Raw genomic sequence first — 26,238 nt, 5'->3', positions numbered from 1 at the left:
AATCCCGCCTACGCTTAAGTTAGGATGCTCGTTCCCTATTCGAGGTGGTCTCCATGTTTTTCGGCGTTCTCCTGATCATCACCTGGCTGATCCTGCTGCTGCGCTACCCGGCCAAGGCGCTGCCGGTATCGTTGGCCGCTGCCGTCGGCCTGGGGTTTGTCGCGGTTTGGGTGGTATGGCTGGACAATCGCGAAGCGTCACAACTGGCGCGTCTTGAGCTGCGCATCATCTACGCGCCGCAAGACTGCCCCGCCGACCGCCCGCTCAAACTGACCCTCAACAACGGCAACGATGTACCGCTCACCGAACTGCGCTGGCGCGTGGCCGCCTACGCACCGGGCGATACGGTCAACCTGGCCGACAACGTCTACGCCGCCCCACGCTATCGCGGCCCCGGCGAGTTGCAGGCGGGCGCCACCTGGGATGACTGCCTGCCCACCCCGCCGCTGCGCCCCGGCTATCGCCCACAAACCCTGGAATTTCGCGCCGAGCACCTGCAAGGCAGTTTCTCGGACTGACAAAGGATGGACCCATGCCCAACGTACTGATCACCGGTTGCTCCAGCGGCATCGGCCGCGCCCTCGCCGACGCGTTCAAAGCCGCAGGCTTCGAGGTATGGGCCAGCGCCCGCCAACCCGATGACGTCGCCGCCCTCGCGGTCGCAGGCTTCAATGCTGTGCAGTTGGACGTCAATGACAGCGCCGCTTTACAACTTCTGGCCGAGCAATTGAGCGAGCTGGATGTACTGGTCAACAACGCCGGCTACGGCGCCATGGGCCCGTTGCTCGACGGCGGTACCGAGGCGATGCAACGCCAATTCGAAACCAATGTGTTTTCCATCGTCGGCGTGACCCAGGCGCTGTTTCCTGCCTTGCGTCGCAGCAGGGGCCTGGTGGTGAATATCGGCAGTGTTTCCGGCGTACTGGTGACGCCGTTCGCCGGCGCCTACTGCGCATCCAAAGCCGCCGTACATGCCTTGAGCGACGCCCTGCGCATGGAGCTGGCACCGTTTGGCGTGCGGGTGATGGAAGTGCAGCCCGGTGCGATCAATACAAGCTTTGCGAAGAATGCCGGCGCCCAGGCCGAGTTACTGATCCAGGAACAGTCGCCATGGTGGCCATTGCGCGACGGCATTCGTGCGCGCAGCCAAGCGTCCCAGGACAAGCCAACCCCGGCCAGTGAGTTTGCTGCAGACGTGCTCAAGGCGGTGCAGCAAGCGCAACCGCCGCGCCTGTTGCGTTCGGGTAACGGCAGCCGCGCGTTGCCGTTGATGGCGGCACTGTTGCCCAAGGGGTTGCTGGAGAAGGTGCTGAAGAAGCGCTTTGGCTTGGGCGGTAGACTCTAAGGCTTCATGAAATCAATAAACGCCCGCACCTTCAGCGGCAAATGCCGCGTGTCCGGATACATCGCGTAAACCCCTTGCGGGGCAAAGCGGTGGTCCGCCAATAGGCGCACCAAGCGTCCCGCGTCGACATCCCCCTGCACCAACCATTGCGGTAAAACCGCCACACCGTGGCCCCGCACCGCAAACGCCTGGAGGACCGCCGCGCTGTCGGCCACCAAGGCTGACGGGCCGGCTCGATAAGGGTGTTCGAGACCTGCCGGGTCGGTGACGCTCAGTTCGCTCAAGCGGCCGTGGCCCAGCCTGGGCAACTGCTCCAACTCAGCCAGGGTTTGAACTGCGGCAAACTGCGGCGCCGCGACGGCGAACACTTCGAACGTGGACAACTGCACGGCGCGGTGATTGGAGTCCAGCAAGCGCCCCAGCCGAATCGCCACGTCAAAACGTTCGGAGATCAGATCGGCGTGGGTGGAGGATGTGGATAAGTGGATATTCAGGTCCGGGTGCAGGCGTCGAAAGGCTTCTACCGCCGGAGCAACTACAGCCAGGGCATATTCGACAGTGGTGGTGATGCGCAGGGTGCCTTTAAGCTGGGCATGTTCACTGCGGGCTTCTTCTACCGCCAGGCGGGCCTCTTCAAGCATGCGCGTGCAGCGCAGGTAGAAGCGCTCACCCGCGTCGGTCAGTGCCAGTTGGCGGGTGTTGCGGGTCAGCAGGGTGACGCCGAGTTCCGCTTCCAGGCGCTTGAGGTTGAAGCTGACCACGGCGCGAGTCTGGCCCAGCAGGTCCGCGGCAGCGGTGAGCGAGCCGGCCTCGACCACGGCCTTGAAAGTGTCAAAACGGTCCAGGCTGACCATGGTGAACGCCCTCCTTTGTCAAAATAATTTTGACAAACTAGCAGGCAAACCAACGTATCCCAAACCCTGCGTGCGGCCTAACCTGCCGGCTTCACTCGCAGGATCGCGTTCATGACCTACCGCTCGAAAGTCGCCTGGATCTTTTTATTGGGGTTTGCCCTGGACCTGGTGAACATGTTTGTCGCCACCGTCGCCTACCCGGATATCGCCCGCGAACTGCAAGCCTCGGTCACCCAGTTGGCGTGGATCAGCAATGCCTACATGCTCGGGCTGACAGTGATCATTCCCTTGAGTGTGTGGTTGGCGGCGCTCATGGGCGAGCGCACCCTGATCGCTACCAGCCTGCTGCTGTTTGCCGGCGCCTCGGTGATGGTGGGCCAGGCCGGCTCCATCGAAGCGTTGATAGCTTGGCGCGCCTTGCAGGGGCTCGGCGGCGGCTTACTGATTCCGGTGGGGCAAGCCATGGCTTACCGACACTTTCCGGCGGTCGAGCGCAGCCAATTGACAGCGCGGGTGATGTCGGTGGCGTTGCTGGTGCCAGCGCTGTCCCCGGCGTTGGGTGGGGTGATTGTCGACAGCCTGTCCTGGCGTTGGATTTTCTACGCCAACCTGCCCCTCGCGCTAGTGACCTTGCTGCTGGCGCTGCTGTGGATAAAACCCGATGTGCCTTTAACCGAGCGCCCGCCCCTGGACCTGGGCAGTGTGTTCAAACAAGCCGCCAGCCCGATGCTGCGCGTGGCAATGCTGGTTTACCTGTGTATTCCGGGGGTATTTATCGGCACCAGCCTGATCGCCATCCTCTACGTGCGTGGCCTGGAGTATGACGCCACCCAGACCGGCGCGCTCATGCTGCCGTGGGCACTGGCCTCGGCCGTGGCGATCTACCTGAGCAAGCGACTCTTCAATCGCTTTGGCCCCAAACCCTTGTTACTGGCCGGCATGGCGCTGCAATGCGGCGGTATCCTGCTGCTCAACGAGCCGACGCTGATTATTGCGGCCTACGTCTTGATGGGCCTGGGCGGCAGCTTGTGCAGCAGCACCGCACAAACCCTGGCCTTTCTGGATATTCCCGCCGAGCGCATGGGCCACGCCAGCGCGTTGTGGAACATGAACCGGCAAGTGAGTTTCTGCGTGGGCGCCGCCGTGCTCAGTGCAGTACTGTCGGCCTTGGATTCCTTCGCGATTACCTTCACGATGGCGGCAGCTCTGACCCTGTTGCCGCTTTTCGCAGTGTTGCGCCTGGATGCTTCCAGGATACGCACGCTGCTTCACCCTTGCAGCGAGCCCAAGCATGATTGACTACAGCGATTTTTTTGAAGAAGTGATCCAGACCCACGTCGAGATCGAACAATGGTTTGCCGGCGTTGCGCCTGAGGGCACGCTGGAAAATCTGCTGGCGCGCTTCTCACCCGAGTTCAGCATGGTGGCGCCCGCCACCGGTACGCGGGTCAACACGGCCGGGGTCAATGCGCTGTTCACGCGCCTGGGCGGGATGCGTCCGGGACTGAAAATCACCCTGAGTGAAATGACCGGCATCGACCGCCATGCACGCGGCGCGACGGTCACGTATCGCGAGCATCAGATTGACGACAGTGGCACCCAGACCGACCGCCGCGCCACCGTGGTGTTCGAGAAACAGGCCAGTGGCGCGCTGCTGTGGCGGCACTTGCATGAAACCTTTATCAAAGCCTGACACGGTCAACTGTGGGAGCTGGCTTGCCTGCGATAGGGGTGTGTCAGCTACAAATACTTCAACTGACAGTCCGCTATCGCAGGCAAGCCAGCTCCCACAGTTTAGTTTTGTGTTGGGTTGACGATCACGGTGCAGGTAATCCCGGCCGCCAACAACACGCCCTCCGGCACTTCATCAATGTGAATCCGCACCGGCACACGCTGGGCCAAGCGCACCCAGTTGAAGGTCGGGTTCACATCGGCGATCAGTTCACGGCTCTCGGGGTTGTCGCGGTCGTAGATGCCGCGCGAGATGCTTTCCACATGGCCCTTCAAGGTCTCGCCGCTCATCAATTGCATATCGGCTTTGTCGCCCACCTTCACGTGGGGCAGTTTGGTTTCTTCGAAGAAGCCATAGACCCAGAACGAGTTCATATCCACCACGGCCATTTTCGCTTCGCCGATGCGCGCATAGTCGCCACGGTGCACGTTGAGGTTGGTGACATAACCGTCCACCGCCGCCAGCACTCGCGTGCGTTTCAAGTTGAGTTCGGCGGCCTCCAGTTGCGCCAGGGCGTGCTGATAATCGGCCAGGGCCGAGTCGGCGATGTTGCTGGCGTCGTCGCGGTTTTCCCTGGAGATCACCAGGGCGTCGAGGTCGGCGCGGCGGTGCGCGTTGACCTTGCGCATTTCCCAGGTGGCCTTGCGTGAGGCCACCAGCGATTGCGCTTGCTTGACGGCAATGCGGTAGTGCTCGGGGTCGATCTGCATCAGCAGGTCGCCTTTTTTCACCAACTGGTTATCGCGTACCGGTACGTTCACCACTTCGCCGGTGACGTCAGCCGCCACATTGATAATGTCGGCGCGCACGCGACCATCGCGGGTCCACGGCGTTTGCATGTAGTGCACCCACAACGTGCGGCCAATCCAGATCGCCAACGCCAGAACCAGCAAGGTGGCGAGCAGGCTGAAAAACTTTTTCATCGGGGCATTCTCAACGGTAGACGCTCAGCGCCAGGGCGCCGAACAGGCAAGCGAACAGGCTCAGGCGCAGCAGCGCCGGGTGCCAGAAGAAACGGTACAGGTCGAACCCGGCCAGGAAGCGATCAATCGCCCAGGCCAGCCCGGCTGCGATCAAGAACATCAGGGTCATGGTCGGCATATAGATGCCGTGGAATGCAATTTCACGAGGCATTCGGGGCTCCTTTGAGGGCGGCCAGAGGCGATTGCGGGTCGAGCAACGAGGTGCGAATAAAGTGCAGGTAGCTCTTCACACGGCGCAGGGCCGAGGTGTCGAAGTGCGGGGCGAAGGGTTCGTCGGTGGCCTGCACACGGCTGATCGCATGGTCGACGGCAATCAACCCGCGCTCCAGGTTGCTGGCGCTGGGTTGCAGGAACAGCCGCACCAGCGAGCGCCCCATCACGCGGATCGCCTGACGCCACGGCTGCGACTCGGCATACGCCGGGTGCACCGGCAAAATTGCCTGTTCCTTGCGCAGCTCGATGATCGCGTGGCCGACCTCCAGCACCACGAACATCCAGCGCAGCAAATCGCGCTGCACCTGCGGCTCGCCGGCCGCGAGGCCGTAGGCCTGGTGCAGCAGGTCGCGGGTGCGGCTTTCAAAGCTCGACGCCAGGCCCTTGAGCTTGCCGCTGATGGCATACACCACTTGCTCACGCAGGTCTTGCTCCAGGCGGCGCCACAACCAGCGGCTGTTGGGCGGCAGGATGATCGCGCCCGCCGCCGCGCACACCAGCATACCGATGACCATGGCGATGTAGTCGTTGATAAAGGTGTAGGGGTTGTAGACCGTGAGGTTATCCGGCACCGAGCCGGTGCTGAAAAATATCAACAGGCCCACGCCCACACCGGCGTATTGCGGGCGTGAAGACAGGAAGGCACCGAAGATGATCACCGGTGCGAGCATCACGCACAGCAATGGGAAACCGTCGATCCAGGGGAACACGAAGAACATTTCGACAAAGCCAACCAAGGCGCCGATCAAGGTGCCGCAGGCCATCTGGAACGCCATGCGCTTGGGGTTGGGCGTGGCAGCAGACAGGCCCACCGTGGCCGCCGCGATCAGGGTCATGGTGGCGCCGCTGGGCCAGGCCGTGGCCACCCAGTAACTGCCCAGCACAATCAGGATAAACGAGGCGCGCACACCGGCAGCGGCACAGGCCAACCAGTTGGTCTTTGGCGTGTAGGCTTCGTGCCAATCCTCCCGCGCATGGCGATGCTCGGCCAGGGACGCGTGGGTTTGCGCGTAGTTGTGCAGGTCGTCGACGAAGCGGTACAGCAGCTCGTAGGCCGTGTGGAAATCCAACTGCTCGGCGTCCGTCGGGTTGCCCTCCTGGAAGCTCGCCCGCAGGCTGCGCACCTTGGCGGGCAGGCCGTCCTTGTAGGCGCTCAGTTGGTCGACCAGGCGCGCGGCATCGGGGCTGGTGAGGGCGCGGCCAGAAAAGCTGTCGAGCACTTCGGCCAGGTCTTGCAGGCCGGGTTTGATCGCTGCCACCACATGGTCGGCCTCATCGGCGCGCAAGCGTTCGAGCAATTGGTGCAAGGCGTTGAAGCGTGTGGTGATGCTCATGAATTCGCTGTTGAGGCGACTGAGCCGCCCGTTGCGCCGACGCATGTGCGGGTCTTCGAACACGGTGACGCTACGCAAGCCTTCCAGGCCCACGGCTTCGGCAATAAAGCGCACGTTGCTGGCCTCGAAGCCTTCGCGCTGGCTGCGCCCGCGCAGGCCATCGGTCACGAACAGCGCGAACACACCGAAGCGCTGGTACAGCGCGTTGCGCATGGCGGCGCTGGAGGTCTGCGGCAGGATGGCGGCGCTGACCAGTGTCGAACACAGTATCCCCAGGGAAATTTCCAACACCCGCCACACCGCCGCCATGAAGGCGCCGTCCGGGTGGGCCAGGGCCGGCAGGCCGACCATCGCCGCGGTGTAGCCGGCGAGCACGAACCCATAGGCGCGAAAGTTACGATTGCGCGTGGCACCGGCGGTGCAAATGCCGACCCAGATCGCCAGCGCACCCAGGAACAGTTCGGTGTTCTGCGCAAACAAGGCGATCAACAGCACCATCACCGCCGAGCCTGCCAAGGTCCCTAGGAAACGGTAGAAACTTTTGGCGAACACCTGGCCGCTCTGGGGCTGCATCACGATAAATACGGTGATCATCGCCGTGCGCGGTTGCGGCAGTTCCAGGCGCATGGCCAGCCACAGCGTCAGGAACGCAGCGACCAGCACTTTGAAGATATACACCCAGGTCACGCCATCACTGCGTGCCCAGTCGAAGAAACCACGGCGCCACTCAAGGGAATGCAGCCAGCGCAGCGGTGCAGGCAAGGGAGTCATCAAGGCCTACTCAGTGATCAAACACGGCGAGCGCCGCCGGAGTCTTACTTGGGAGTGTCTTGGTAGCCGAGGGCACATCGTCGCCAGCACCGAGGCCGCCGCCCAAGGCGGTCACCAGCTCGGCATGGGCGCTCAGGCGTGCCGCCTGCACCTGTTGTTCGATCTGCTGCTGGCGAAACAACAAGGTTTGGGCGTTGAGCACGTTGAGATAGTCAGTGAGGCCACGTTGATAGGCGACCATGGCGATGTCGTAGGTTTTCTGCGCCGAGGCCACCGACTGCGCGGCGAAGGCCGACTGTTTGTCCATGGACTCGCGGCGGATCAACTGGTCGCTGATGCCCTTGAGCGCATTGACCAGGGTCTGGTTGTACTGGGCCACCGCGATGTCGTAGCCGGCACTGGCTTCACCCAATTGCGCACGCAGGCGGCCGCCGTCGAAGATCGGCAAGGTGATCGCCGGGCCGACGTTGTAGTTGAATTTCTTGCCGGCCAGGAATTCCAGCATGCCGCCCCCAGTGGCCATGTAGCCAAGGCTGCCGACCAGGTCGACGTTGGGATAGAAGCCTGCATGAGCCACATCGATACCCCGTGCCTGGGCTGCTACCTGCCAGCGGCTTGCAACCACATCCGGGCGTTGGCCGAGTAATTGCGCCGGCAGGCTGGAGGGCAATTTCAACGGCGCGGCGAGGGCCAGGGTCGGGCGCTGCAATTGCGCGCCCTCCCCCGGGCCTTTGCCGGCCAACGCCGCCAGTTGGTTACGGCTCAGGGCGATTTCCTCGTCCAGGGCATCCAGTTGGCGATGGGTTTCCGGCAGCGGGGTTTCGGCCTGGCTGACGTCAAAGTGAGTGCCGATCCCGGCGGCCAGGCGTTTGTTGGCCAGGTCCAGGATCTGCTGTTGCTGGGCCAGGGTGGCGGCCGCGATGTCACGGTTGGCGTACTGCAACGACAGCTGGATATAGGCGCGCACCACGTTGTTTTGCAGTTCGAGTTGGGCCAGGCGCGCTTCGGCGGCGCTCATGTGCGCCAGGTCGACCGCACGTTCGGTCGTGTTGCTTTCCAGGCCCCAGAGGTCGAGGGCGTAGCTCAGGCCCAGGGACGAATTGTTGTCCCAGGTGTTGGCGCCGCTCAATTCGCCAGGACCGTAGAACTGATCCTTCGGCCAGTTGTGGCGCTTGAGGGTGGTGTCACTGTTGATCTGCAGCGACTCGGCCGACTCGGCCACCCCGGCCAGCGCTCGGGCTTGCCGTACACGGGCGGCGGCCACGGCCAGGCTGGGGCTGTTGCGGGTGGCGAGTTCGACCCAACGGTTGAGCTGCGGGTCGCCGTAGGCCTGCCACCATTGGGCGGTGGGCCAGTGGGCGTCGCGGGCGGCGCTCTGGATCGCGGCGTCGGTGGCCAGGCTATTGGCGTTGATCGCCTGGCCCTGCGGGGCGATTCCTCCGGTTCCGATGCAACCGCTGATGACTGACGTTAAGGCCCAAACACTGAGAGTCTTCAGCTCTCTGCTGATGCGACGCGGCACGGCAAGCGAATTCCTGAGAGGGTGTTGCGGGAGAGGTGGCGCAATTCTAGGCGGCGCCATGGAGGACGATAAGCTGGCATTCCTGTGAATCTTTGTTACCGTTCAGGCGATAATCCGTTGGTAGGGATCACTGAAAGCGTAACTTTCTGTCACAATTTGCTATCTCCCTTGAGAACACTCCATGGACACTTTGCAAAACATGCGCGCCTTCAGTTGTGTGGCCGAAGCCGGCAGCTTCACCGCCGCCGCCGTGCAACTGGACACCACCACGGCCAACGTCTCGCGCGCGGTCTCCAACCTTGAGGCCCACCTGCAAACCCGCTTGCTCAACCGCACCACCCGGCGCATCGCGCTGACCGAAGCCGGCAAACGCTATTTGCTGCGCTGCGAGCAGATCCTCGCCTATGTCGAGGAGGCCGAGGCCGAAGCCAGTGACGCCCATGCGCGCCCGGCCGGGCAGTTGAAAGTGCACACCATGACCGGCATCGGCCAGCATTTCGTTATTGACGCCATTGCCCGCTATCGCCGCACCCATCCCGACGTGACCTTCGACCTGACCCTGGCCAACCGCGTGCCGGACCTGCTAGACGAGGGCTACGACGTGTCCATCGTACTGGCCAGCGAACTGCCGGACTCAGGTTTCGTTTCCCAGCGCCTGGGCATCACCTACAGCATCGCCTGCGCCTCGCCGGACTACGTCAAGGCCAAGGGCTGCGCACAGCGGCCCCAGGACTTGCTCAACCATGCGTGCCTGCGCCTGGTCAGCCCGGTGGTCCAGCTGGACAAATGGACCTTCAACGGCCCTGAAGGCCAGGAAAGCGTGGCGATCAACAGCTCGCCCTTCCTGGTGAACTCGGCCGATGCGATGAAAACCGCGATCACCAGCGGCATGGGCGTCGGCCTGCTGCCGGTGTACGCCGCCATCGAAGGGCTGCGCAACGGCACACTGGTGCGGGTGATGCCGACCTACCGTTCCCAGGAGCTGAACCTGTACGCCATCTACCCCTCGCGCCAATACCTGGATGCAAAGATCAAAACCTGGGTGGAATACCTGCGCGGTTCGTTGCCGGAAATTCTCGCGGCGCACCAGGCGGAGTTGGTGGCGTATGAGTTGAGCGGTGGTGTGCGGATGGCGAACTGATTTTGAAATGCTGCTTCCCACCCCCTATAAACTCATTGGGGGAGCTGGCTTGCCTGCGATGACGGTGGATCAGCCAACACAACAGTGGCTGACACACCGTCATCGCAGACAAGCCAGCTCCCACATGTTGAGTGGAGTTCTGCCATGAAAAAGACTGTCCTGGCCTTCAGCCGTATCACCCCACCGATGATCGAACGCCTGCAACAGAATTTCGAGGTGATCGTGCCCACCCCCAAGTTGGGTGACATCAACGCACAGTTCAACGAAGCCCTGCCCCATGCCCATGGCTTGATCGGCGTGGGCCGCAAGCTGGGCCGCGAGCAGCTTGAAAGCGCGAGCAAGCTGGAGGTGGTGTCCAGCGTGTCGGTGGGCTACGACAACTACGACGTGCCGTACTTCAACGAGCGCGGGATCCTGCTCACCAACACCCCCGATGTGCTCACCGAGAGCACTGCCGACCTGGCCTTTGCGTTGCTGATGAGCAGCGCCCGCCGCGTGGCCGAGTTGGACGCCTGGACCAAGGCCGGCCAATGGAAAGCCAGCGTGGGCGCGCCTTTGTTTGGTTGCGATGTGCACGGCAAGACCCTGGGCATCGTCGGCATGGGCAATATCGGCGCGGCCGTGGCCCGGCGTGGGCGCCTGGGCTTCAATATGCCGATCCTTTACAGCGGCAATAGCCGCAAGACCGCGCTGGAGCAGGAACTGGGCGCGCAGTTTCGCAGCCTGGAGCAGTTGCTGGCCGAGGCGGATTTCGTCTGCCTGGTGGTGCCGTTGAGCGACAAGACCCATCACCTGATCAGCACCCGGGAGCTGGGGTTGATGAAGTCCAGCGCGATCCTGATCAATATCTCCCGTGGGCCAGTGGTGGATGAGCCTGCGCTGGTCGAAGCCCTGCAAACCCAGCGTATTCGTGGTGCCGGGCTGGATGTGTACGAAAAGGAACCGCTGGCTGAATCGCCGTTGTTCCAGCTGAGCAATGCGGTGACCCTGCCGCATATTGGTTCGGCCACCGGTGAAACCCGCGAAGCCATGGCCAACCGCGCCGTGGACAACCTGCGCAGCGCCCTGCTGGGCCAACGCCCGCAGGATCTGGTGAACCCACAGGCCTGGAAGGGCTGATACTGGACTTTATGTGGGAGCTGGCTTGCCTGCGATAGCGGTACATCTGTCACTCAATAGCTGACTGACAGATTGGTATCGCAGGCAAGCCAGCTCCCACATAAACAGTGCCCGACACAAAAATCCGGTTAAAGCCCAGGCCAGCCAAGTCGATAACTCTCTATAGATCGTCATCCCTGATCCACAGAAGGTTTTTATGTCCACCACCAAAGCCCGCGCAGACTCACTCTCGCTTCTGCTCTTTACCTTGCGCAGCGGCAAGCTGATGGCCATCAACCTGTTGAAAGTCAGTGAGATCATCCCCTGCCCGCCGTTGACCAAGCTGCCGGAGTCCCACCCGCACGTCAAAGGCATCGCCACCTTGCGCGGCGCTTCGTTGTCGGTGATCGACTTGAGCCGCGCCCTGGGTGAAATGCCCTTGCAAGACCCGGATGGCGGCTGCCTGATCGTCACCGATGTCAGCCGTTCCAAACAGGGCCTGCACGTGCAGGCGGTGAGCAAGATCGTGCATTGCCTGACCACCGATATCCGCCCGCCTCCCTACGGCTCCGGCGGCAATCGGGCGTTTATCACCGGCGTTACCCAAGTGGAAGGTGGCCTGGTGCAGGTGCTGGATATCGAGAAAGTCATCCATGGCATCGCCCCGGCACCGATTGAAGCAGCGCCGACCGACCTGACCATGGAAGAAGCCGAAGTGCTGGGCAACGCCCGCATCCTGGTGGTGGACGACAGCCAGGTGGCTTTGCAGCAATCGGTCCACACCCTGCGCAACCTCGGCCTTACCTGCCACACCGCCCGCAGCGCCAAGGAAGCCATCGACGTGTTGCTGGAGCTGCAAGGCACGGTTGAACAGATCAACGTGGTGGTGTCGGACATCGAGATGTCTGAGATGGACGGCTACGCCCTCACCCGCACCCTGCGCGAAACCCCGGATTTCAAGGATCTCTACGTGCTGTTGCACACCTCCCTGGACAGCGCGATGAACAGCGAAAAAGCACGCCTGGCTGGTGCCGACTCAGTACTCACCAAATTCTCATCCCCAGAATTGACCAAATGCCTGGTCGTCGCCGCACAAACCGTGGCGCAAAAGGGCCTGTAAGCCTTGGGCGAGTATTACCAACTGCTGCGTCGCGACCTCACCGGCAGCCTGCCCGCCCCGCAGTGGCCAGCGGATACCCGGCTGGATCACTATCGCGATGAACTGGCCCCGGCGATCCATGCCGTGCTGCGCATGACCCAGGACCAGGGCGGTGGCCGTGTCGGCCACCTGGATGAGTGGCGCCAGCAGTTCGTCACCGATGCCGAGTACGACCCGACGCTGTGCCTGGTGGCCAGTAACCACGACGGTGTTCTCGCAGTGGCCCAATGCTGGACCAGCGCCTTTATCAAGAACCTGGCCGTACACCCCTGCGCCCAAGGCCAAGGACTGGGCCGCGCCTTGCTGCTGCACAGTTTCCAGGTATTCAAGCAGCGCGGTGAACCCTATGTGGACCTCAAGGTGCTGGAGAGCAACCTGCGCGCCCGGCAACTGTATGAAAGTGCGGGCATGCGATTTGTGCTGCGCGACATCGTATCCAAGGGCTGATCCTCACTGGCGCATAACTTGCTTCCAGAGCCCCTGAGCGGTAGATAGAGGTAAAAACCCGTCACCCCTCAAGCGTGCCCTCTGACCTTGCCTGGTGACAGATCCGCCATGAATACACACTTTTCCTGCGTCGGTTGCGGTAAATGCTGCAGCGACCATCATGTGCCCCTGACCCTCGAAGAAGCCCGCAGTTGGGCGGCGGACGGCGGTAACGTCATCGTTCTGGTGGAGGGCTTTCTGGGTAACGGCCTGGGCCTGCCCCTGCAACAACGGGAACATGCCGACCGCCGCTCAGTGGTCGTGCCCAGCGGCAATACCGAGGCGTTTGTGGCAATTACCTTTGCCGCCTACAACGCCGGACGCTGCCGGAATCTTGACGAAGACAACCGCTGCCGCATCTACGAACGGCGCCCGCTGGTGTGCCGCATCTACCCGATGGAGATCAACCCGCATATCCCACTGAACCCAAGCGCCAAGGACTGCCCGCCGGAATCCTGGGAGCAAGGCCCTGCGCTGATCGTCGGTGGTGAGTTGATGGATGCGCAACTGGCCGAACTGATTCGCCGTTCACGCCAGGCCGACCGTGATGACGTGCAGACCAAAGAAGCGGTGTGCGCGTTGCTTGGCATTCGCACGACCGCACTCAAGGGCGACGGGTTTACCGCGTACCTGCCGGACATGCAGGCGTTTGCCCAGGCCATTGAGCAGGCGGTTGAACAGCCGGCAATGGCTAATGAATGGGTGTTTCATGTGTCCGGGATGGACATCGCTGAACAGGTGCTGGATGCCGGGGCGCGCATTGCCACTGAGGTGCCGGCCAATTATGCGTTTATCTCGTTGAGGGCGGCTTAGGCTACTACGGCCTTATTTTGGCGTAGGTATCTACTCAACTTCAGCGCGACGCTGGACCTGTGGCGAGGGAGCTTGCTCCCGCGACGGCCTACCATTCGACGAAAATTTCCCTGACGCCCCTCGATCCAACTGTGGGGCGTCAGCTAGATAGTCGCAGGCTGTCAGGCCGTCATCGCAGCAAGCCAGCTCCCACATTTGGAGCTCGGAGTGTCAGGTAGATAGGCGCCTCTCGGGAGCAGAGTTGCACTCACACAATAGCGCTCATGGATGGGCAGGCAACACATCGAGGCGATAGGGCTGGAGGATGCGTTGGTATTCGCCATTGTGCATCAGTTGCTCAAACGCGTGATTAAGCTCATTACGCAACGCGGTATCGGTTTTTCGCACCGCAATCGCCACGCTATTACCCAGCAGACCAGACGACACAGACGGCCCCATGAAATTGAAGTCCAAGCCCTGGGGCGTGTCTAGCAGGGCCTCTCGGATCTCCACGGCGCCTTGAAGGGTCGCGTCAATATCGCCCGAAACCAGGCTCTGCACCAGTTGGTCGTTGAGCCAGAAACTCCTGATGATTACCCCTGCCGGCGCCCACTGCGACAGGGCAAAGGCTTCCCGATTACTGCGCACCAGCACCCCGACACGCTTGCCCCTGAGCGACCGTCGATTAGGGCGCAGGCCCGAGGTTTTACGCGCCACCAGCCGAGTGGTGATCGGGTAGAGATCACGGGTGAAACTCACCCGTCGCCGTCGACTGCAGGTGGGCGCCATGCCCATGATCGCGTCGAACTGCCTGGCCTCAAGAGCGGGGAAATTTTCCATGACGATCTGGTCAACCCAGGTACAGCGCACGTTGAGCTGCTCGCACAGGGCATTGCCCAGTTCGATGTTCAGCCCCACCAATTGCCCTTGAGAATTGCGGCTTTGAAAAGGCGGAAAATGCGCGGCGACGGCGAAACGGATTTCACGCCGCGGTTGAACGTCGGCGGCAACGACACTTGTCGAGAGCAAGAGGGCAAGCACCGCACAAAGGTGTATCAGGGCCACGGGAATGTCCTTTTCCGGAAAGCTGACTCACCACGCCCCGATGAGCGTCATCGGGACGAAGCAAACGCTGTGCAAGCTTTCAAGAATCGGTCGCAGACCTACAAGCAGAAATGTCCACGGGCGATGTAGGCAACTGCCTATAACGCACGCAACGCTTTAATCTCAGCGTTTACCCATGGAGCGGCGAGTGCCCGGAGGCGCCATGCCTGGCGTCTTGGTATGGCCGTTCTTGGCGCCGCCTTTGTACCAGGGCTGGCTGGCATTCTTGGCGCCAGCCAGCTCACCCGGTTTGAAGGGGAACTTGAACGCCGGGATCTCGGCTTTTTCAACGCCGTCGGCGGTGGCCGAATCGACGGGGTCAGCCGCGTCGACAGGGGGTTGGGTTGGGGAAGTCATAAGGGCTCCGGCGCAGCTATAGGTGTAAAAGCGCCAGTATACGGGGGCAAAGCGGCGAGCGGTAAGCTTCAAGCCACAAGTAAAAAGCGCTAGCTGTCGCGGCTGTCAGTTTGGCGTCACCGTGCTGACCGCATTACCGGGCTATAAAGCAGCTACCCAACCTTCAACTGGCAGCTTGCAGCTTAAAACGTGCAACTGCGCCCCGGCGCCTCCCATGCAGATAAAACGAAACACGGCCCTGATGGTGGGCATCCTCTTGGTATTGGCGGTGGCCGCCTGGGCAGTAACACGGCCTGCCAAGCCCCGCCTGGCAGCGCCCACGGCGATCCCGGTACGGGTGGTGAACGTCGCGCAACAGGACGTTCCCAGGTTTGTCAGCGGCATAGGCTCAGTGCTGTCGTTGCACAGCGTGGTGATTCGCCCGCAAATCGACGGCATCCTCACACAACTGCTGGTCAAGGAAGGCCAATCAGTGAAAGCGGGCGATCTGCTGGCCACCATCGACGACCGCTCGATCCGCGCCAGCCTCGACCAGGCCAAGGCGCAATTGGGTGAAAGCCAGGCACAGTTGCAAGTGGCGTTGGTCAATCTCAAGCGTTACAAGGCGCTGAGCATCGACGACGGTGTGTCGAAACAGACCTATGACCAGCAACAGGCACTGGTCAACCAGCTCAAGGCCACGGTGCAGGGCAATCAGGCGGCCATTGATGCGGCTCAAGTACAACTTTCCTATACCCAGATTCGCTCCCCGGTCAGCGGCCGCGTGGGGATCCGCAATGTGGACGAAGGCAACTTCCTGCGCATGAGCGACACCCAGGGGCTGTTTACCGTCACCCAACTCGACCCGATTGCCGTTGAGTTCTCGCTGCCACAGCAGATGCTGCCAACCTTGCAGGGCCTGATCGCCGCCCCCACCCGGGCCACCGTCGACGCCTACCTGGGCGCCGACACCGATGGCCAGACCGGCGATCTGCTGGGCGAAGGCCACCTGAGCCTGATCGACAACCAAATCAGTTCCACCACCGGCACCCTGCGGGCCAAGGCCGAGTTCAGCAACCCGGCTCATAAGCTATGGCCGGGACAACTGGTGACCATCAAAATCCAGACGGCCCTCGACAAGAACGCCCTGGTGGTACCGCCGACCGTGGTGCAGCGTGGGCTGGACTCACATTTCGTGTACCGCGTAAGCGCTGAAAAAGTCGAGGTGGTGCCGGTGCAGGTCGCTTACCAGAACAGCGACATCAATATCATCAAAGGCGTGCAGGCCGGCGATGTGCTGGTCAGCGATGGGCAATCTCGGCTCAAGGCCGGTGCGCAGGTGGAGGTGCTCAAGGAGCCGCCGCAAGTGATCCACACCGCCGACGCCCAGGTGCAGCCATGAACGCAAGCCGGTCGCCCTCGGCCTGGTGCGTTGATCACCCGGTCGCCACCCTGCTGTTGACCTTCGCATTGGTGTTGCTGGGGATTATTGCCTTCCCGAACCTGGCCGTCGCGCCACTGCCGGAAGCGGAATTCCCGACGATACAGGTCACCGCGCAACTGCCCGGCGCCAGCCCGGACACCATGGCCTCATCGGTGGCCACGCCCCTGGAGGTGCAGTTCAGCGCCATCCCCGGCATGACCCAGATGACCTCCAGCAGCGCCTTGGGCTCCAGCCTCTTGACCCTGCAGTTCACCCTGGAAAAAAGCATCGACACCGCCGCCCAGGAAGTCCAGGCCGCGATCAACACCGCATCCGGCAAGCTGCCCAGCGACATGCCGAGCTTGCCTACCTGGAGGAAGGTCAACCCGGCAGACAGCCCGGTGTTGATCCTCAGCGTCAGCTCCAGCAGCATGCCCAGCACTGAGCTGAGCGACTACGTGGAAACCCTGCTGGCGCGCCAGATCAGCCAGATCGACGGCGTCGGCCAGATCAACATCACCGGCCAGCAACGCCCGGCGATTCGCGTGCAGGCGTCCCCAGACAAGCTCGCGGCCATCGGCCTGACGCTCGCCGATATACGCCTGGTCATCCAGCAGTCGAGCCTCAACCTGGCCAAGGGCGCGATCTATGGCGAAAACAGCGTGTCCACCCTGTCGACCAACGACCAGCTGTTTCACCCTGAGGAATACGGCCAACTGATCGTTTCCTACAAGAACGGTGCGCCAGTTCAACTGCGCGATATCGCCAACGTCGTCAACGGCTCGGAAAACGCCTACGTACAAGCCTGGTCCGGCGATACGCCTGGGGTGAACCTGGTGATTTCGCGCCAGCCCGGCGCCAACATCGTCGACACCGTCGACCGCATTCAAGCCGAGATGCCGCGCCTGCAAGGCATGTTGCCGGCCTCGGTGCAGGTCAGCGTGTTGACCGATCGCACCAAGACTATCCGCGCCTCACTGCATGAAGTGGAAATGACCCTGCTGATCGCCATCCTGCTGGTGGTGGCGGTGATGGCGTTGTTCCTGCGTCAACTGTCGGCGACGCTGATTGTGTCTGCGGTGCTGGGTGTCTCGCTGGTGGCCAGTTTCGCCCTGATGTATGTGATGGGGTTCAGCCTGAACAACCTGACCCTGGTGGCCATCGTGATCGCCGTGGGCTTTGTGGTGGACGATGCGATTGTGGTGGTGGAGAACATCCATCGGCACCTGGAGGCTGGCCTGGGCAAGCGCGAAGCAGCGATCAAGGGCTCGGGTGAAATTGGCTTTACCGTGGTGTCCATCAGCTTCTCGCTGGTGGCGGCGTTTATTCCGCTGCTGTTCATGGGCGGGGTGGTCGGTCGGTTGTTCAAGGAGTTTGCGTTGACGGCCACCGCGACCATTCTGATTTCAGTGGTGGTTTCGCTGACATTGGCACCGACGCTGGCCGCCTTGTTCATGCGTGCCCCTACCCACCCTGCCCACGCCAAACCCAGCTTCAGCGAACGCCTGCTGGCCGGCTATGCGCGCAACCTGCGCCGTGCCCTGGCGCACCAACGCAGCATGGCCGCGACCTTCGTGGTAACCCTGGCCCTGGCGGTGGTCGGCTATGTGTTCATTCCCAAGGGATTCTTCCCGGTGCAGGACACCGGTTTCGTGCTCGGCACCAGCGAAGCGGCGGCCGATGTGTCGTACAAGGACATGGTCGCCAAGCACAAGGCCCTGGCCGAGATCGTCAAGGCCGACCCGGCGGTGCAGGCGTTTTCCCATTCAGTGGGCGTTACCGGCAGCAACCAGACCATCGCCAACGGCCGCTTCTGGATCGCCTTGAAAGACCGCAGTGAGCGCGATGTGTCCGCCAGCCAGTTCATCGACCGCATCCGCCCGCAGCTGGCGAAGGTGCCGGGCATCGTGCTGTACCTGCGCGCCGGCCAGGACATCAACCTGAGCTCCGGCCCCAGCCGCGCCCAGTACCAATACGTGCTCAAGAGCAACGACGGCCCGACGCTGAACATCTGGACCCAACGCCTCACCGAAAAACTGCGCGCCAACCCGGCGTTTCGCGACCTGTCCAACGACCTGCAACTGGGCGGCAGCATCACCCATATCAGCATCGACCGCCAGGCCGCCGCGCGCTTCGGGCTGACCGCCACCGATGTCGACCAAGCGTTGTACGACGCCTTCGGCCAGCGCCAGATCAACGAGTTCCAGACCGAGATCAACCAGTATCAAGTGATACTTGAACTGGACAGCCAACAGCGCGGCAAGGCCGAAAGCCTCGACTATTTTTACCTGCGCTCGCCATTGACCAATGAAATGGTGCCGCTGTCGGCCTTGGCCAAAGTCGACCCGCCCACAGTCGGGCCGTTGTCCATCAGCCATGACGGCATGTTCCCCGCCGCCAACCTGTCATTCAATCTCGCGCCCGGCGTGGCGCTGGGCGACGCAGTGATCATGCTCGACCAGGCCAAAAACGAAATCGGGATGCCGAGCACAATCATCGGCAACTTCCAGGGTGCGGCCCAGGCGTTCCAGAGCTCGCTGGCCAGCCAACCCTGGCTGATCCTCGCGGCGCTGGTAGCGGTCTACATTATCCTGGGTGTGCTGTATGAGAGTTTTGTGCACCCGCTGACGATCATTTCCACCCTGCCCTCGGCGGGCCTCGGTGCGCTGATCATGCTGTGGCTGCTGGGCCAGGACTTTTCGATCATGGCCTTGATCGGCCTGGTGCTGCTGATCGGCATCGTGAAAAAAAACGGTATCTTGATGATCGACTTCGCCCTGGAGGCGCAGCGGGTACGCGGGCTGTCACCCGAAGATGCGATTTATGAAGCCTGCGTCACGCGGTTCCGGCCGATCATCATGACCACCCTTGCTGCGTTGCTCGGTGCGGTGCCGTTGATGCTCGGCGCAGGCCCTGGGGCGGAACTGCGCCAGCCGCTGGGCATCGCGGTGGTCGGTGGCTTGCTGGTGAGCCAGGCGCTGACGCTGTTCACCACTCCGGTCATATACTTGTACCTCGAACGGCTTTTCCACAGGCCCAAACCAGCGCTTGCGCTGGCGACCACACACTGAGGCGGTCATGCGCGTCCTGATTATTGAAGATGAAGAAAAAACCGCGGACTACCTGCACCGCGGCCTGACCGAGCAAGGCTATACCGTCGACGTGGCCCGAGAAGGCATCGAGGGCCTGCACCTGGCGCTGGAAAACGATTACGCCGTGATCGTGCTCGACGTGATGCTGCCCGGCCTGGATGGCTTCGGTGTGTTGCGCGCCTTACGCGCCCGCAAGCAGACGCCGGTGATCATGCTCACCGCTCGCGAGCGCGTGGAAGACCGCATCCGCGGCCTGCGCGAAGGCGCCGACGATTATCTGGGCAAGCCCTTTTCGTTCCTGGAACTGGTGGCCCGCCTGCAAGCCCTGACCCGCCGCAGCGGCGGCCATGAACCGGTGCAGGTCACCGTCGCAGACCTGTGGATCGACCTGATCAGCCGCAAGGCCAGCCGCAACGGTGTACGCCTGGACCTGACCGCCAAGGAGTTCTCGCTGCTCAGCGTATTGGCGCGGCGCCAGGGCGAGATCCTGTCCAAGACTGCGATTGCCGAGATGGTCTGGGACATCAATTTCGACAGCGACGCCAACGTGGTGGAAGTGGCGATCAAGCGCCTGCGCGCCAAGCTCGACGGGCCGTTCGAACACAAGCTGCTGCACACCATTCGTGGCATGGGCTATGTGCTGGAGAACCGCATGCAGGAAAACCACAGTGGTCGCTAATTCCATCGCCCTGCGCCTGAGTGGCATGTTCACCCTGGTGGCGCTGCTGATCTTTCTGTTGATCGGCGGCGCGCTGTACCAGCAGGTCGACCGTGGCCTGGGGTTGTTGCCAGGTGCCGAGCTGGATGCGCGCTACAGCGTGCTGGAGTCGTCGATCAATCGCTTCGGCACGCCGGAGCATTGGGCCAAGATCAGGTCCAAGCTCAAGCTGTTGGGGGAAGAAGACAAGCGCATCCGTTTCTGGGTGGTCAGCAGCGACCCGAGCTACGAATACGGTGAGCCGGATGCGCAGATTCGTGCCTTTGCCGAGGGCGCCACGGGTAAGCGCGACCTGCGTCTACCGGATCACGATTATCCCTTCAAGGTGCTGGTCAGCCAGTTTTCAGCCAAGGACCAGCGCCCGGCGCTGCGCTTCATGATTGCCATCGACACGGAAAACTTCCGTGCCACCCAGCATCACTTGCTGGTGGCGTTGATCAGCCTCGCGCTGGTGGGTGTAACACTGGCGGCACTGTTGGGGCTCTGGGTCGCGCGTATCGGCCTCAAGCCCCTGGGCAAACTCTCGGATGAGGCGCAAAAGCTTGCGCCGCCGAAACTCTCCGGGCGCCTGCACCTGTCGCCGCTGCCGCCGGAATTGAGCCAGTTCGTCAATTCGTTCAACGCCACCCTCGACCGTGTCGAGCAGGCGTATTCGCGCCTGGAATCGTTCAACGCCGACGTCGCCCATGAACTGCGTTCGCCGCTCACCAACCTGATCGGCCAGACCCAGGTGGCCCTCACTCGCGGCCGTTCGGCAGAGCAATATTTCGAGGTGCTGCAATCGAACCTGGAAGAGCTGGAACGGCTGCGCTCGATCATCAATGACATGCTGTTCCTCGCCAGCGCCGACCAGGGCAGCAAGGCCACCAAGCTGATCGAAAGCGCCCTGGCCGATGAAGTGGCCACCACCCTCGACTACCTGGACTTCATCCTCGAAGACGCCCAGGTCGAAGTGCGCGTGCACGGCGATGCCGTGGTACAGATCGAAAAGGCCCACCTGCGCCGCGCACTGATCAACCTGCTGAGCAATGCCGTGCAACACACCGCGCCGGGGCACGTTATCGACGTGCACATTGAAGTGCAGGCACACCAGGTGGCGATTGGCGTGACCAACCCCGGCGACGCGATTGCCAGCGAACACTTGCCACGCCTGTTTGAACGTTTCTACCGCGTGGATGCATCGCGCAGCAACAGCGGCGCCAATCACGGATTGGGGCTGGCCATCGTCAAGGCGATTGCGTTGATGCATGGGGGGGATGTGTTTGTGCGCAGTGAGAGCGGTGGCAATACGTTTGGTATCACCCTGCCGGTCTAACTGCGTTCGCTGAACAGTTTACCTTTGCTCTAGCTCGTGCGAGTGCTCAGCACTTCGTCGTGCAATGCGCCGCGCTCGAAATCGCTGGTCACCCGGCCGTTGAGTTTGAGCTGATGCGGGTGGCCGCTGCCGTAGCTCATCAGATTGTTGAGTTGGCGCAGATCGGCAGGGTCAAGGTTTGAGGTGGTCTGTGAGTGATTTTATCATGGCTTTTTGGAAACTCCGGGCAGTAGCTCGGTCGCTCGATCAAACTCATAAGTTAACGCTTCATCGTCATTCTGGAACGTTAGCGCTCTATTTAAAGTGCGGATCGCCTCTTCAGGTGAACCCAGCTCAATTAGTAACTCACCAAGGCATACCAATGATTAAATTAGTGTCACTGTGTCATTGGTATCGTTTGCCTGGGAGATGACATCTTCCAGATTTTGGCGGCCCCTCTCCAAGTCTCAACGGTCTAGTAACAAAAGCGCCTTCTGAAATTCGAGTTCGGTTTTCATATTGATTTCATTTGCATCCATATTTTTTGGAGAAGGCGCTTGATGATTTAGGGATATTGTATTGCCTCACCATGTTTTTTATATTTTTTGTAGATCGAACTTCTTAAAGTCTGGGTTTTCGGTGAAGCAATTTTTCCATTGTTGATTCCAGCCAAATTTATGAATATTGGAGTGCTGAGCATTGGGGTGCATCCCACTCGAAGCAGTAGCGTTCGTGGTTTTCATTGCTCAAGTGCAGCAGGCGACCATAGGCGTCGTAGCCAAATTCGACGCTGTGGCCGAGGGCGTCAACCCGCTGGATCAGACGACCAATGCGGTCGTAACGCAGGCGGGTGATGCGCTGGGCCGGGTCGGTATAGGCGGTCAACTGGCCGGCGAAGTCGATGTCATAGCGATCAATACGGCCATCGGGGCGCTGCCTTTCGATCAGGTAGCCGCGGGCGTCATAGCGATAGTGCGTATGCTCTCCACGGGCATTGATGGTTTCGCGGAGCAGACCACGCCGATCATAGCGATAGTGGGTCTCGTTGTTTGAGCAATCGCGGTAGGTGAGCAGTTGCCCATGTACATTCCAGCGCAGGTATTTGTGCTTGTCTAAAGGGTCGGTGATGCATTCGACCTGGCCCTGCGCGTTATACCGGTATTGGGTTTTTCGACCGAGGGGATCTTGCTCCCACAGCAGATTACCCTGGCCGTCGTAGCCGAAGCGCTGGGTGCGCCCGGCGCCATCGGTGATGCTCAGTGGCAACGCCCAGTGGCGGGTGTAGCGGGTCCGTTCGCAGCGACCCAGTGGGTCGCGGGTTTCGATCAGGCGGCCGAGTTCGTCGTAGCCGTATTGCCACTCGCCGCCCTGCGGGTCGATGCTCTTGAGCAGTTGGCTGCCAAGCACGTCTTCCTGCCAACAATGACCCATGGGATCAATGTGTTTGTAGATCTCATAGAGGGGCCCCCAGTAGTAATGGTCCTGGCGACCGAGGCTGTCGGTGACGCGGGTTTCGCCTTTTTCCAGGTCGTACTCAAAGCGGTAGTCTTCACCATCACTGCCCCAATGGCGAATGACTCGCCACTCATGGTCAGGCTGAGGCTCTAGCAGCGGAGGGAAGTTGCAGAGGCTGCCATCTGGGCGTACTGATTGAGGACGTTGTGCGGGAACTTCAAAGCGTTGCCATTGATACTGCAAAGTCGCGCCGCTGGGCAGGGTATGGCTATTGAGGAACCCCAGCCCGGTGTAGGTGAACCGACGCAGAACTTGGCCGGTGGCATCGAGCACTTCCTGTAACTGGCCGGCTGGGTTGTAGCAATAGCTGGCGAGTATTTCGGTGTGTTCGATCTGCGGATCATCGCCAAGCCTGATATAGAGCCGTTCCACTTGGCTGACCCGTTTCGGGTGCTGCGTGTCATAGCTCAGTCGGATGGTGGTTCGGCTCAAACCGTCGCACACGTAGTGCAGCCGACCTGTCTGATCGTAGAGAAGCCCTACCGTATTCAGGTTGCGATCACCCAGCTTGATCAGGCGTGAGCGTTTCGGGTTGTGCGGGTCAGTCTGGAAGACTTGGTAGAGACCGGTGTAGATGTCCTCGACCACGGTCTGCCCGTCTTCAAGTTGAAAGAACGCTAACCCATCGAGAACGCTGACAAAGGCATCGTTCGCCTTTAGCCGACCCAGCTCCAGGCGGGTGCCTTCGTCATCGACATAGATCCACAACTCGCCGCCCTCGGGGTGGGGCACGCGCAGGATTTCCACTTCGTAGGACACGCTCCAGCCCATGCCGAACAGGCCGTCGCTGCGCAGGTCATTGCTGTCATAAACTCTGGCCCATTCAATGGGAAGCAACCCCGGCAAGGTGAAGTCGTGATCCTCCGGTCCTCCCAGCACTTTGCTTCCGGTTGAAACAATCACCGGGCTGCCTTTGCACGGACGGATGCGTGGCTGCGGTTTGGGGCTGCCCTTCGGTCGCGGCCGAAGCTTGATTTTGCGTGAGATCAACATGCCGGCCACCATGCCGGTGAATTGCGCAATTTTGCTTTTGCCATTGCGAATATCCCGCACGGTCAGTGGCTCGCCACCTATGCGCACGTTGGGAGACACATTGGCATCGCTGTCGATGGTTGCATCGCACGTGGTCTTGTCGCCGGCTCGGGCGGCAGGCTGCCCGTTGATGAAGACCTTGCTGGCCCCCTGCGCGATGTAGCCAATCGGCATGGGCGGATGGCGTTCGCAAGTGATCTCATCTTGGTCTGCCGGTTGTGTTCCCGGGGCTGCTGGCGTGGTGACCGGCGGGTTGAAGATGTCGTAGATCGCCATTGCGCCTACATTGTCCAGGAATGACGTTTCTGACTCCTCTTTGGCAGCGTCCGCGCCGCTAAAGAGGAGCTGCGCCCTGCGGCCCGAGCCGCAGGCTTTCCGTTGATGTTGGTATTTTGCGAGCCGCTTTGAGATGTGCTCGCAGCAAACATATTGGATCAGAGTCGTCGTGAGCTGGTGTAGGGTATTATTGTTCAGAACAAAAGCTGAGGGGCTAACTCTTTGATTGCCATTTTAAAAAGCGGTCCTCTAATATGATACTTATTCTTTTATAGTTGATTTCTGTATCGGTAACGCAGTCTAAATCATCATGCTCGGGGAATGTGTTGCTAAAATCGGTTAGGTAAAAATATGTCCAGCCGGGACGATAGTATTTTTGCGTAAATGCGCTGCCTTTGAAATTGAAGTGTGCTGGAAGTAGCTGTTCGCCGAGAATTTCTCGGATGCTAATCAATTTTGAAGTAAGCGCATTTTTACTAGCTGTGACTTTTGAGATATCATCATTTTTTAAGAGCATGTGTTGAGCGGATGCCCATTTTAAATAAAAAAATGGCAAGATTCCGCTACTCTCAGTCGTTGCACTTGTCAATGGAAAAAAGTCAAATGGCTGTACTTCAAGTTCTTTTTTTGCTTCGATGAGGAATTGCTTTAGTATGTCATCCATTATATTTACCTATGCGAAATGATAAAGGCTTGACCAGGGTTCATCGTTTTTTAAGTTCCAATAGCTTATTTGATAGTCTACCTCTGATTTAAGGGATCCGGAAGGGTCGATGTCTTTTATCATTTTTCCTATTTTCTTGATGTGACGGTGCTTCAATTCAAAGCCTGGATAGTTTAACAGGCATAGGGCATTATTGGGGTCTTTGCGTAGAAGCTGAGGGAATACTTTGAAATAGGATTTGTAGTATTTTTCGAAATCAACCCCGCTTAGAATAGTTATGCAAGCCTGCATTACTGATGACTCAAAGGGACTTAGGAAGCTCGTCATTATAATGTCAACTATTTCGCTATCGGCATTTTGCGGCGTTTTATATATGAGTTTATGAAATGTTTCCTCGGCTGTTCTATTTCGAGGTCCGTTTAAGACCTCTGACATTTCAATGATCCATTGAGCTTTGTCTTTCATTATATGTACTCCTTGCACTTGGCCCATGCGAGCATTTGAGCAATTGCTGAGTCATATTTGTCTCCGAATTTTGATCGTATGTCTTCGATGTCCATCATCATTGCTGCTCGGTATCCTGCCTTTCCTCCTTGTATAAGTTTTTCCTGTATTTTGCTGTACTGCTTTCCTTTACTACCCCAACTAGCTGTGGCGTGATGATCATTTACATCGAGTTGTATGGAGGGTTTTGCGTCCGAACTTACTGCCCTTCCATTGATTTTTGAGTATGCAGAATCTGCGGGCATATGGTGGGACTCTCTGCGCGGTGAGTAAGAGTTTCCGCCTTGTTTTATCTTTCCATGCTTACCTCCTCGATAGTTATCGCCAGGAACGCCATCCTGGAGTGCAGCACAAGGATCTATCTTCTTTTTACCTTTTGTCTTACCTCCAGTCTTCTTACCAGAGCTTGTGACCATCTTGGCACCGTATCGCGATGCCTTTCCAGCAGTCCCTACATAGCCGACAAACGGAATCGCTGAGAGCAATGATAGCCCAGCCCCTACATAGTCGCCTCGAACGGCGCTGAGTCCCGCATTGCCAATGTCGGCGATCTCCCCGAAGACCGGCACCAGTCCAACGATATCCAGCCCCAGTTGGATGCCATCCAGGATCTGTTCGCCGGTGATGCCTTCTTCTTCCGTTTCAGCCTCAATCGGCGGATTGGCCTCGCTGGCCGACACCTGAGCCGGCACCGTCTCACCCACCACCCGCCCAATAGTGTTGCCACTCTTGAACGAACTGAACGGCGGCAGAGTCGCCAATTCACGGGTCATGAAATGCTTGCGCAGTTGCTCGTATTCCTGCTCGTTGAAGGTGCGAGATTCATGGTAGGGCTTACCCTGCGGATCCG

At 60.3% G+C, this 26,238-nt stretch carries 24 protein-coding genes; 13 read left to right on the top strand and 11 right to left on the bottom strand.

The genetic code is table 11. The features are described from left to right. The first annotated feature begins 53 nt into the window (after positions 1 to 53). Both GIV35_RS09830 and GIV35_RS09825 read left to right on the top strand, forming a co-directional pair. Positions 54 to 518: a multidrug transporter gene (locus GIV35_RS09830; protein WP_198716629.1), complete on the top strand. Its 465-nt coding sequence runs from the start codon at positions 54 to 56 to the stop codon at positions 516 to 518. A gap of 14 nt (positions 519 to 532) precedes the next feature. Further along, positions 533 to 1,345 carry an SDR family oxidoreductase gene (locus GIV35_RS09825; RefSeq protein WP_105225817.1) on the top strand — a complete coding sequence of 271 codons (813 nt, stop codon included), beginning with the start codon at positions 533 to 535 and terminating at the stop codon, positions 1,343 to 1,345. On the opposite strand, the gene GIV35_RS09820 is transcribed toward GIV35_RS09825, so the two are convergent. Further along, a complete protein-coding gene (locus GIV35_RS09820) occupies positions 1,342 to 2,199 on the bottom strand; it encodes a LysR family transcriptional regulator (protein ID WP_198716631.1) in 858 nt (285 codons plus the stop codon). The two genes, GIV35_RS09825 and GIV35_RS09820, sit on opposite strands and share 4 nt — an antisense overlap. A gap of 111 nt (positions 2,200 to 2,310) precedes the next feature. Here GIV35_RS09820 and GIV35_RS09815 point away from each other — a divergent pair, with 111 nt between their 5' ends. Together GIV35_RS09815 and GIV35_RS09810 are read left to right on the top strand one after the other, a co-directional pair. Beyond that, positions 2,311 to 3,498, top strand: a complete 1,188-nt coding sequence (locus tag GIV35_RS09815; RefSeq protein WP_198716632.1) for an MFS transporter — start codon at positions 2,311 to 2,313, stop codon at positions 3,496 to 3,498. Next, positions 3,491 to 3,892, top strand: a complete 402-nt coding sequence (locus GIV35_RS09810; protein ID WP_034126358.1) for a hypothetical protein — start codon at positions 3,491 to 3,493, stop codon at positions 3,890 to 3,892. Before GIV35_RS09815 ends, GIV35_RS09810 begins: the two co-directional genes overlap by 8 nt. 101 nt (positions 3,893 to 3,993) lie before the next feature. Here GIV35_RS09810 and GIV35_RS09805 read toward each other — a convergent pair whose 3' ends face one another. The 4 genes from GIV35_RS09805 to GIV35_RS09790 are packed head-to-tail and all read right to left on the bottom strand — an operon-like array spanning position 3,994 to position 8,754. After that, positions 3,994 to 4,854, bottom strand: a complete 861-nt coding sequence (locus tag GIV35_RS09805; protein ID WP_236264626.1) for an efflux RND transporter periplasmic adaptor subunit — start codon at positions 4,852 to 4,854, stop codon at positions 3,994 to 3,996. Positions 4,855 to 4,864: 10 nt separating this feature from the next. Next, positions 4,865 to 5,065: a DUF1656 domain-containing protein gene (locus GIV35_RS09800; RefSeq protein ID WP_005784982.1), complete on the bottom strand. Its 201-nt coding sequence runs from the start codon at positions 5,063 to 5,065 to the stop codon at positions 4,865 to 4,867. Then, positions 5,055 to 7,232 carry an FUSC family protein gene (locus tag GIV35_RS09795; RefSeq protein WP_236264625.1) on the bottom strand — a complete coding sequence of 726 codons (2,178 nt, stop codon included), beginning with the start codon at positions 7,230 to 7,232 and terminating at the stop codon, positions 5,055 to 5,057. Before GIV35_RS09795 ends, GIV35_RS09800 begins: the two co-directional genes overlap by 11 nt. Before the next feature lie 10 nt (positions 7,233 to 7,242). Further along, positions 7,243 to 8,754 (bottom strand): efflux transporter outer membrane subunit, encoded by a 1,512-nt coding sequence (locus GIV35_RS09790; RefSeq protein ID WP_236304275.1) that lies wholly within the window; start codon positions 8,752 to 8,754, stop codon positions 7,243 to 7,245. Between the two features lie 181 nt (positions 8,755 to 8,935). On the opposite strand from GIV35_RS09790, the gene GIV35_RS09785 reads away from it, so the two are divergent. The 5 genes from GIV35_RS09785 (at position 8,936) to GIV35_RS09765 (ending at position 13,451) form a co-directional block, all read left to right on the top strand. After that, positions 8,936 to 9,895: a LysR family transcriptional regulator gene (locus GIV35_RS09785; RefSeq protein ID WP_034126355.1), complete on the top strand. Its 960-nt coding sequence runs from the start codon at positions 8,936 to 8,938 to the stop codon at positions 9,893 to 9,895. A 144-nt stretch (positions 9,896 to 10,039) separates the two neighbouring features. Next, positions 10,040 to 11,014 (top strand): 2-hydroxyacid dehydrogenase, encoded by a 975-nt coding sequence (locus tag GIV35_RS09780; RefSeq protein ID WP_105225812.1) that lies wholly within the window; start codon positions 10,040 to 10,042, stop codon positions 11,012 to 11,014. Between the two features lie 196 nt (positions 11,015 to 11,210). Next, entirely contained in the window at positions 11,211 to 12,113 is a 903-nt protein-coding gene (locus GIV35_RS09775; RefSeq protein WP_014716988.1) for a chemotaxis protein CheV, read from the top strand. 3 nt (positions 12,114 to 12,116) lie between these two features. Next, positions 12,117 to 12,599 carry a GNAT family N-acetyltransferase gene (locus GIV35_RS09770; protein ID WP_060763541.1) on the top strand — a complete coding sequence of 161 codons (483 nt, stop codon included), beginning with the start codon at positions 12,117 to 12,119 and terminating at the stop codon, positions 12,597 to 12,599. A 108-nt stretch (positions 12,600 to 12,707) separates the two neighbouring features. Continuing rightward, complete coding sequence (locus tag GIV35_RS09765) at positions 12,708 to 13,451, top strand: YkgJ family cysteine cluster protein (RefSeq protein ID WP_236265773.1); 744 nt, start codon at positions 12,708 to 12,710, stop codon at positions 13,449 to 13,451. A 261-nt stretch (positions 13,452 to 13,712) separates the two neighbouring features. On the opposite strand, the gene GIV35_RS09760 is transcribed toward GIV35_RS09765, so the two are convergent. Both GIV35_RS09760 and GIV35_RS09755 read right to left on the bottom strand, forming a co-directional pair. Continuing rightward, positions 13,713 to 14,495, bottom strand: coding sequence for a transporter substrate-binding domain-containing protein (locus GIV35_RS09760; protein ID WP_236265772.1), 783 nt, complete (start codon positions 14,493 to 14,495; stop codon positions 13,713 to 13,715). Between the two features lie 162 nt (positions 14,496 to 14,657). Continuing rightward, the gene (locus GIV35_RS09755; RefSeq protein WP_105225809.1) at positions 14,658 to 14,891 is read right to left on the bottom strand and encodes a hypothetical protein; all 234 of its coding nucleotides are present in this window, start codon (positions 14,889 to 14,891) and stop codon (positions 14,658 to 14,660) included. Positions 14,892 to 15,105: 214 nt separating this feature from the next. On the opposite strand from GIV35_RS09755, the gene GIV35_RS09750 reads away from it, so the two are divergent. From GIV35_RS09750 to GIV35_RS09735, 4 genes are read left to right on the top strand one after another with little or no spacing between them, the layout of a single operon-like run. After that, positions 15,106 to 16,272: an efflux RND transporter periplasmic adaptor subunit gene (locus GIV35_RS09750; protein ID WP_105225808.1), complete on the top strand. Its 1,167-nt coding sequence runs from the start codon at positions 15,106 to 15,108 to the stop codon at positions 16,270 to 16,272. Next, entirely contained in the window at positions 16,269 to 19,364 is a 3,096-nt protein-coding gene (locus GIV35_RS09745) for a multidrug efflux RND transporter permease subunit (RefSeq protein ID WP_236485898.1), read from the top strand. Before GIV35_RS09750 ends, GIV35_RS09745 begins: the two co-directional genes overlap by 4 nt. Positions 19,365 to 19,371: 7 nt before the next feature. Beyond that, entirely contained in the window at positions 19,372 to 20,064 is a 693-nt protein-coding gene (locus GIV35_RS09740) for a heavy metal response regulator transcription factor (RefSeq protein ID WP_014716981.1), read from the top strand. Further along, positions 20,054 to 21,418 (top strand): heavy metal sensor histidine kinase, encoded by a 1,365-nt coding sequence (locus GIV35_RS09735; RefSeq protein ID WP_223024415.1) that lies wholly within the window; start codon positions 20,054 to 20,056, stop codon positions 21,416 to 21,418. The genes GIV35_RS09740 and GIV35_RS09735 overlap by 11 nt, the downstream gene beginning before the upstream one ends. A gap of 654 nt (positions 21,419 to 22,072) precedes the next feature. Here GIV35_RS09735 and GIV35_RS09730 read toward each other — a convergent pair. The 4 genes from GIV35_RS09730 to GIV35_RS09715 form a co-directional block, all read right to left on the bottom strand. Next, the gene (locus tag GIV35_RS09730) at positions 22,073 to 24,220 is read right to left on the bottom strand and encodes a DUF6531 domain-containing protein (protein ID WP_233475374.1); all 2,148 of its coding nucleotides are present in this window, start codon (positions 24,218 to 24,220) and stop codon (positions 22,073 to 22,075) included. Positions 24,221 to 24,434: 214 nt separating this feature from the next. Further along, positions 24,435 to 24,884: a DUF7832 domain-containing protein gene (locus tag GIV35_RS09725; protein WP_223024411.1), complete on the bottom strand. Its 450-nt coding sequence runs from the start codon at positions 24,882 to 24,884 to the stop codon at positions 24,435 to 24,437. 9 nt (positions 24,885 to 24,893) lie between these two features. Further along, entirely contained in the window at positions 24,894 to 25,349 is a 456-nt protein-coding gene (locus GIV35_RS09720; RefSeq protein ID WP_236265566.1) for a hypothetical protein, read from the bottom strand. Further along, on the bottom strand, positions 25,349 to 26,238 hold an 890-nt coding region (locus tag GIV35_RS09715; RefSeq protein WP_236265565.1), incomplete at its 5' end, for a hypothetical protein. The genes GIV35_RS09715 and GIV35_RS09720, both read right to left, overlap by 1 nt.

Source organism: Pseudomonas sp. PA-1-6B (assembly GCF_021609545.1).
GTDB classification, from domain to species: Bacteria; Pseudomonadota; Gammaproteobacteria; order Pseudomonadales; family Pseudomonadaceae; genus Aquipseudomonas; species Aquipseudomonas fluorescens_BV.
Note: the sequence above shows the minus strand (reverse complement) of the source record. Positions and strands in the feature narration are given on the sequence as shown.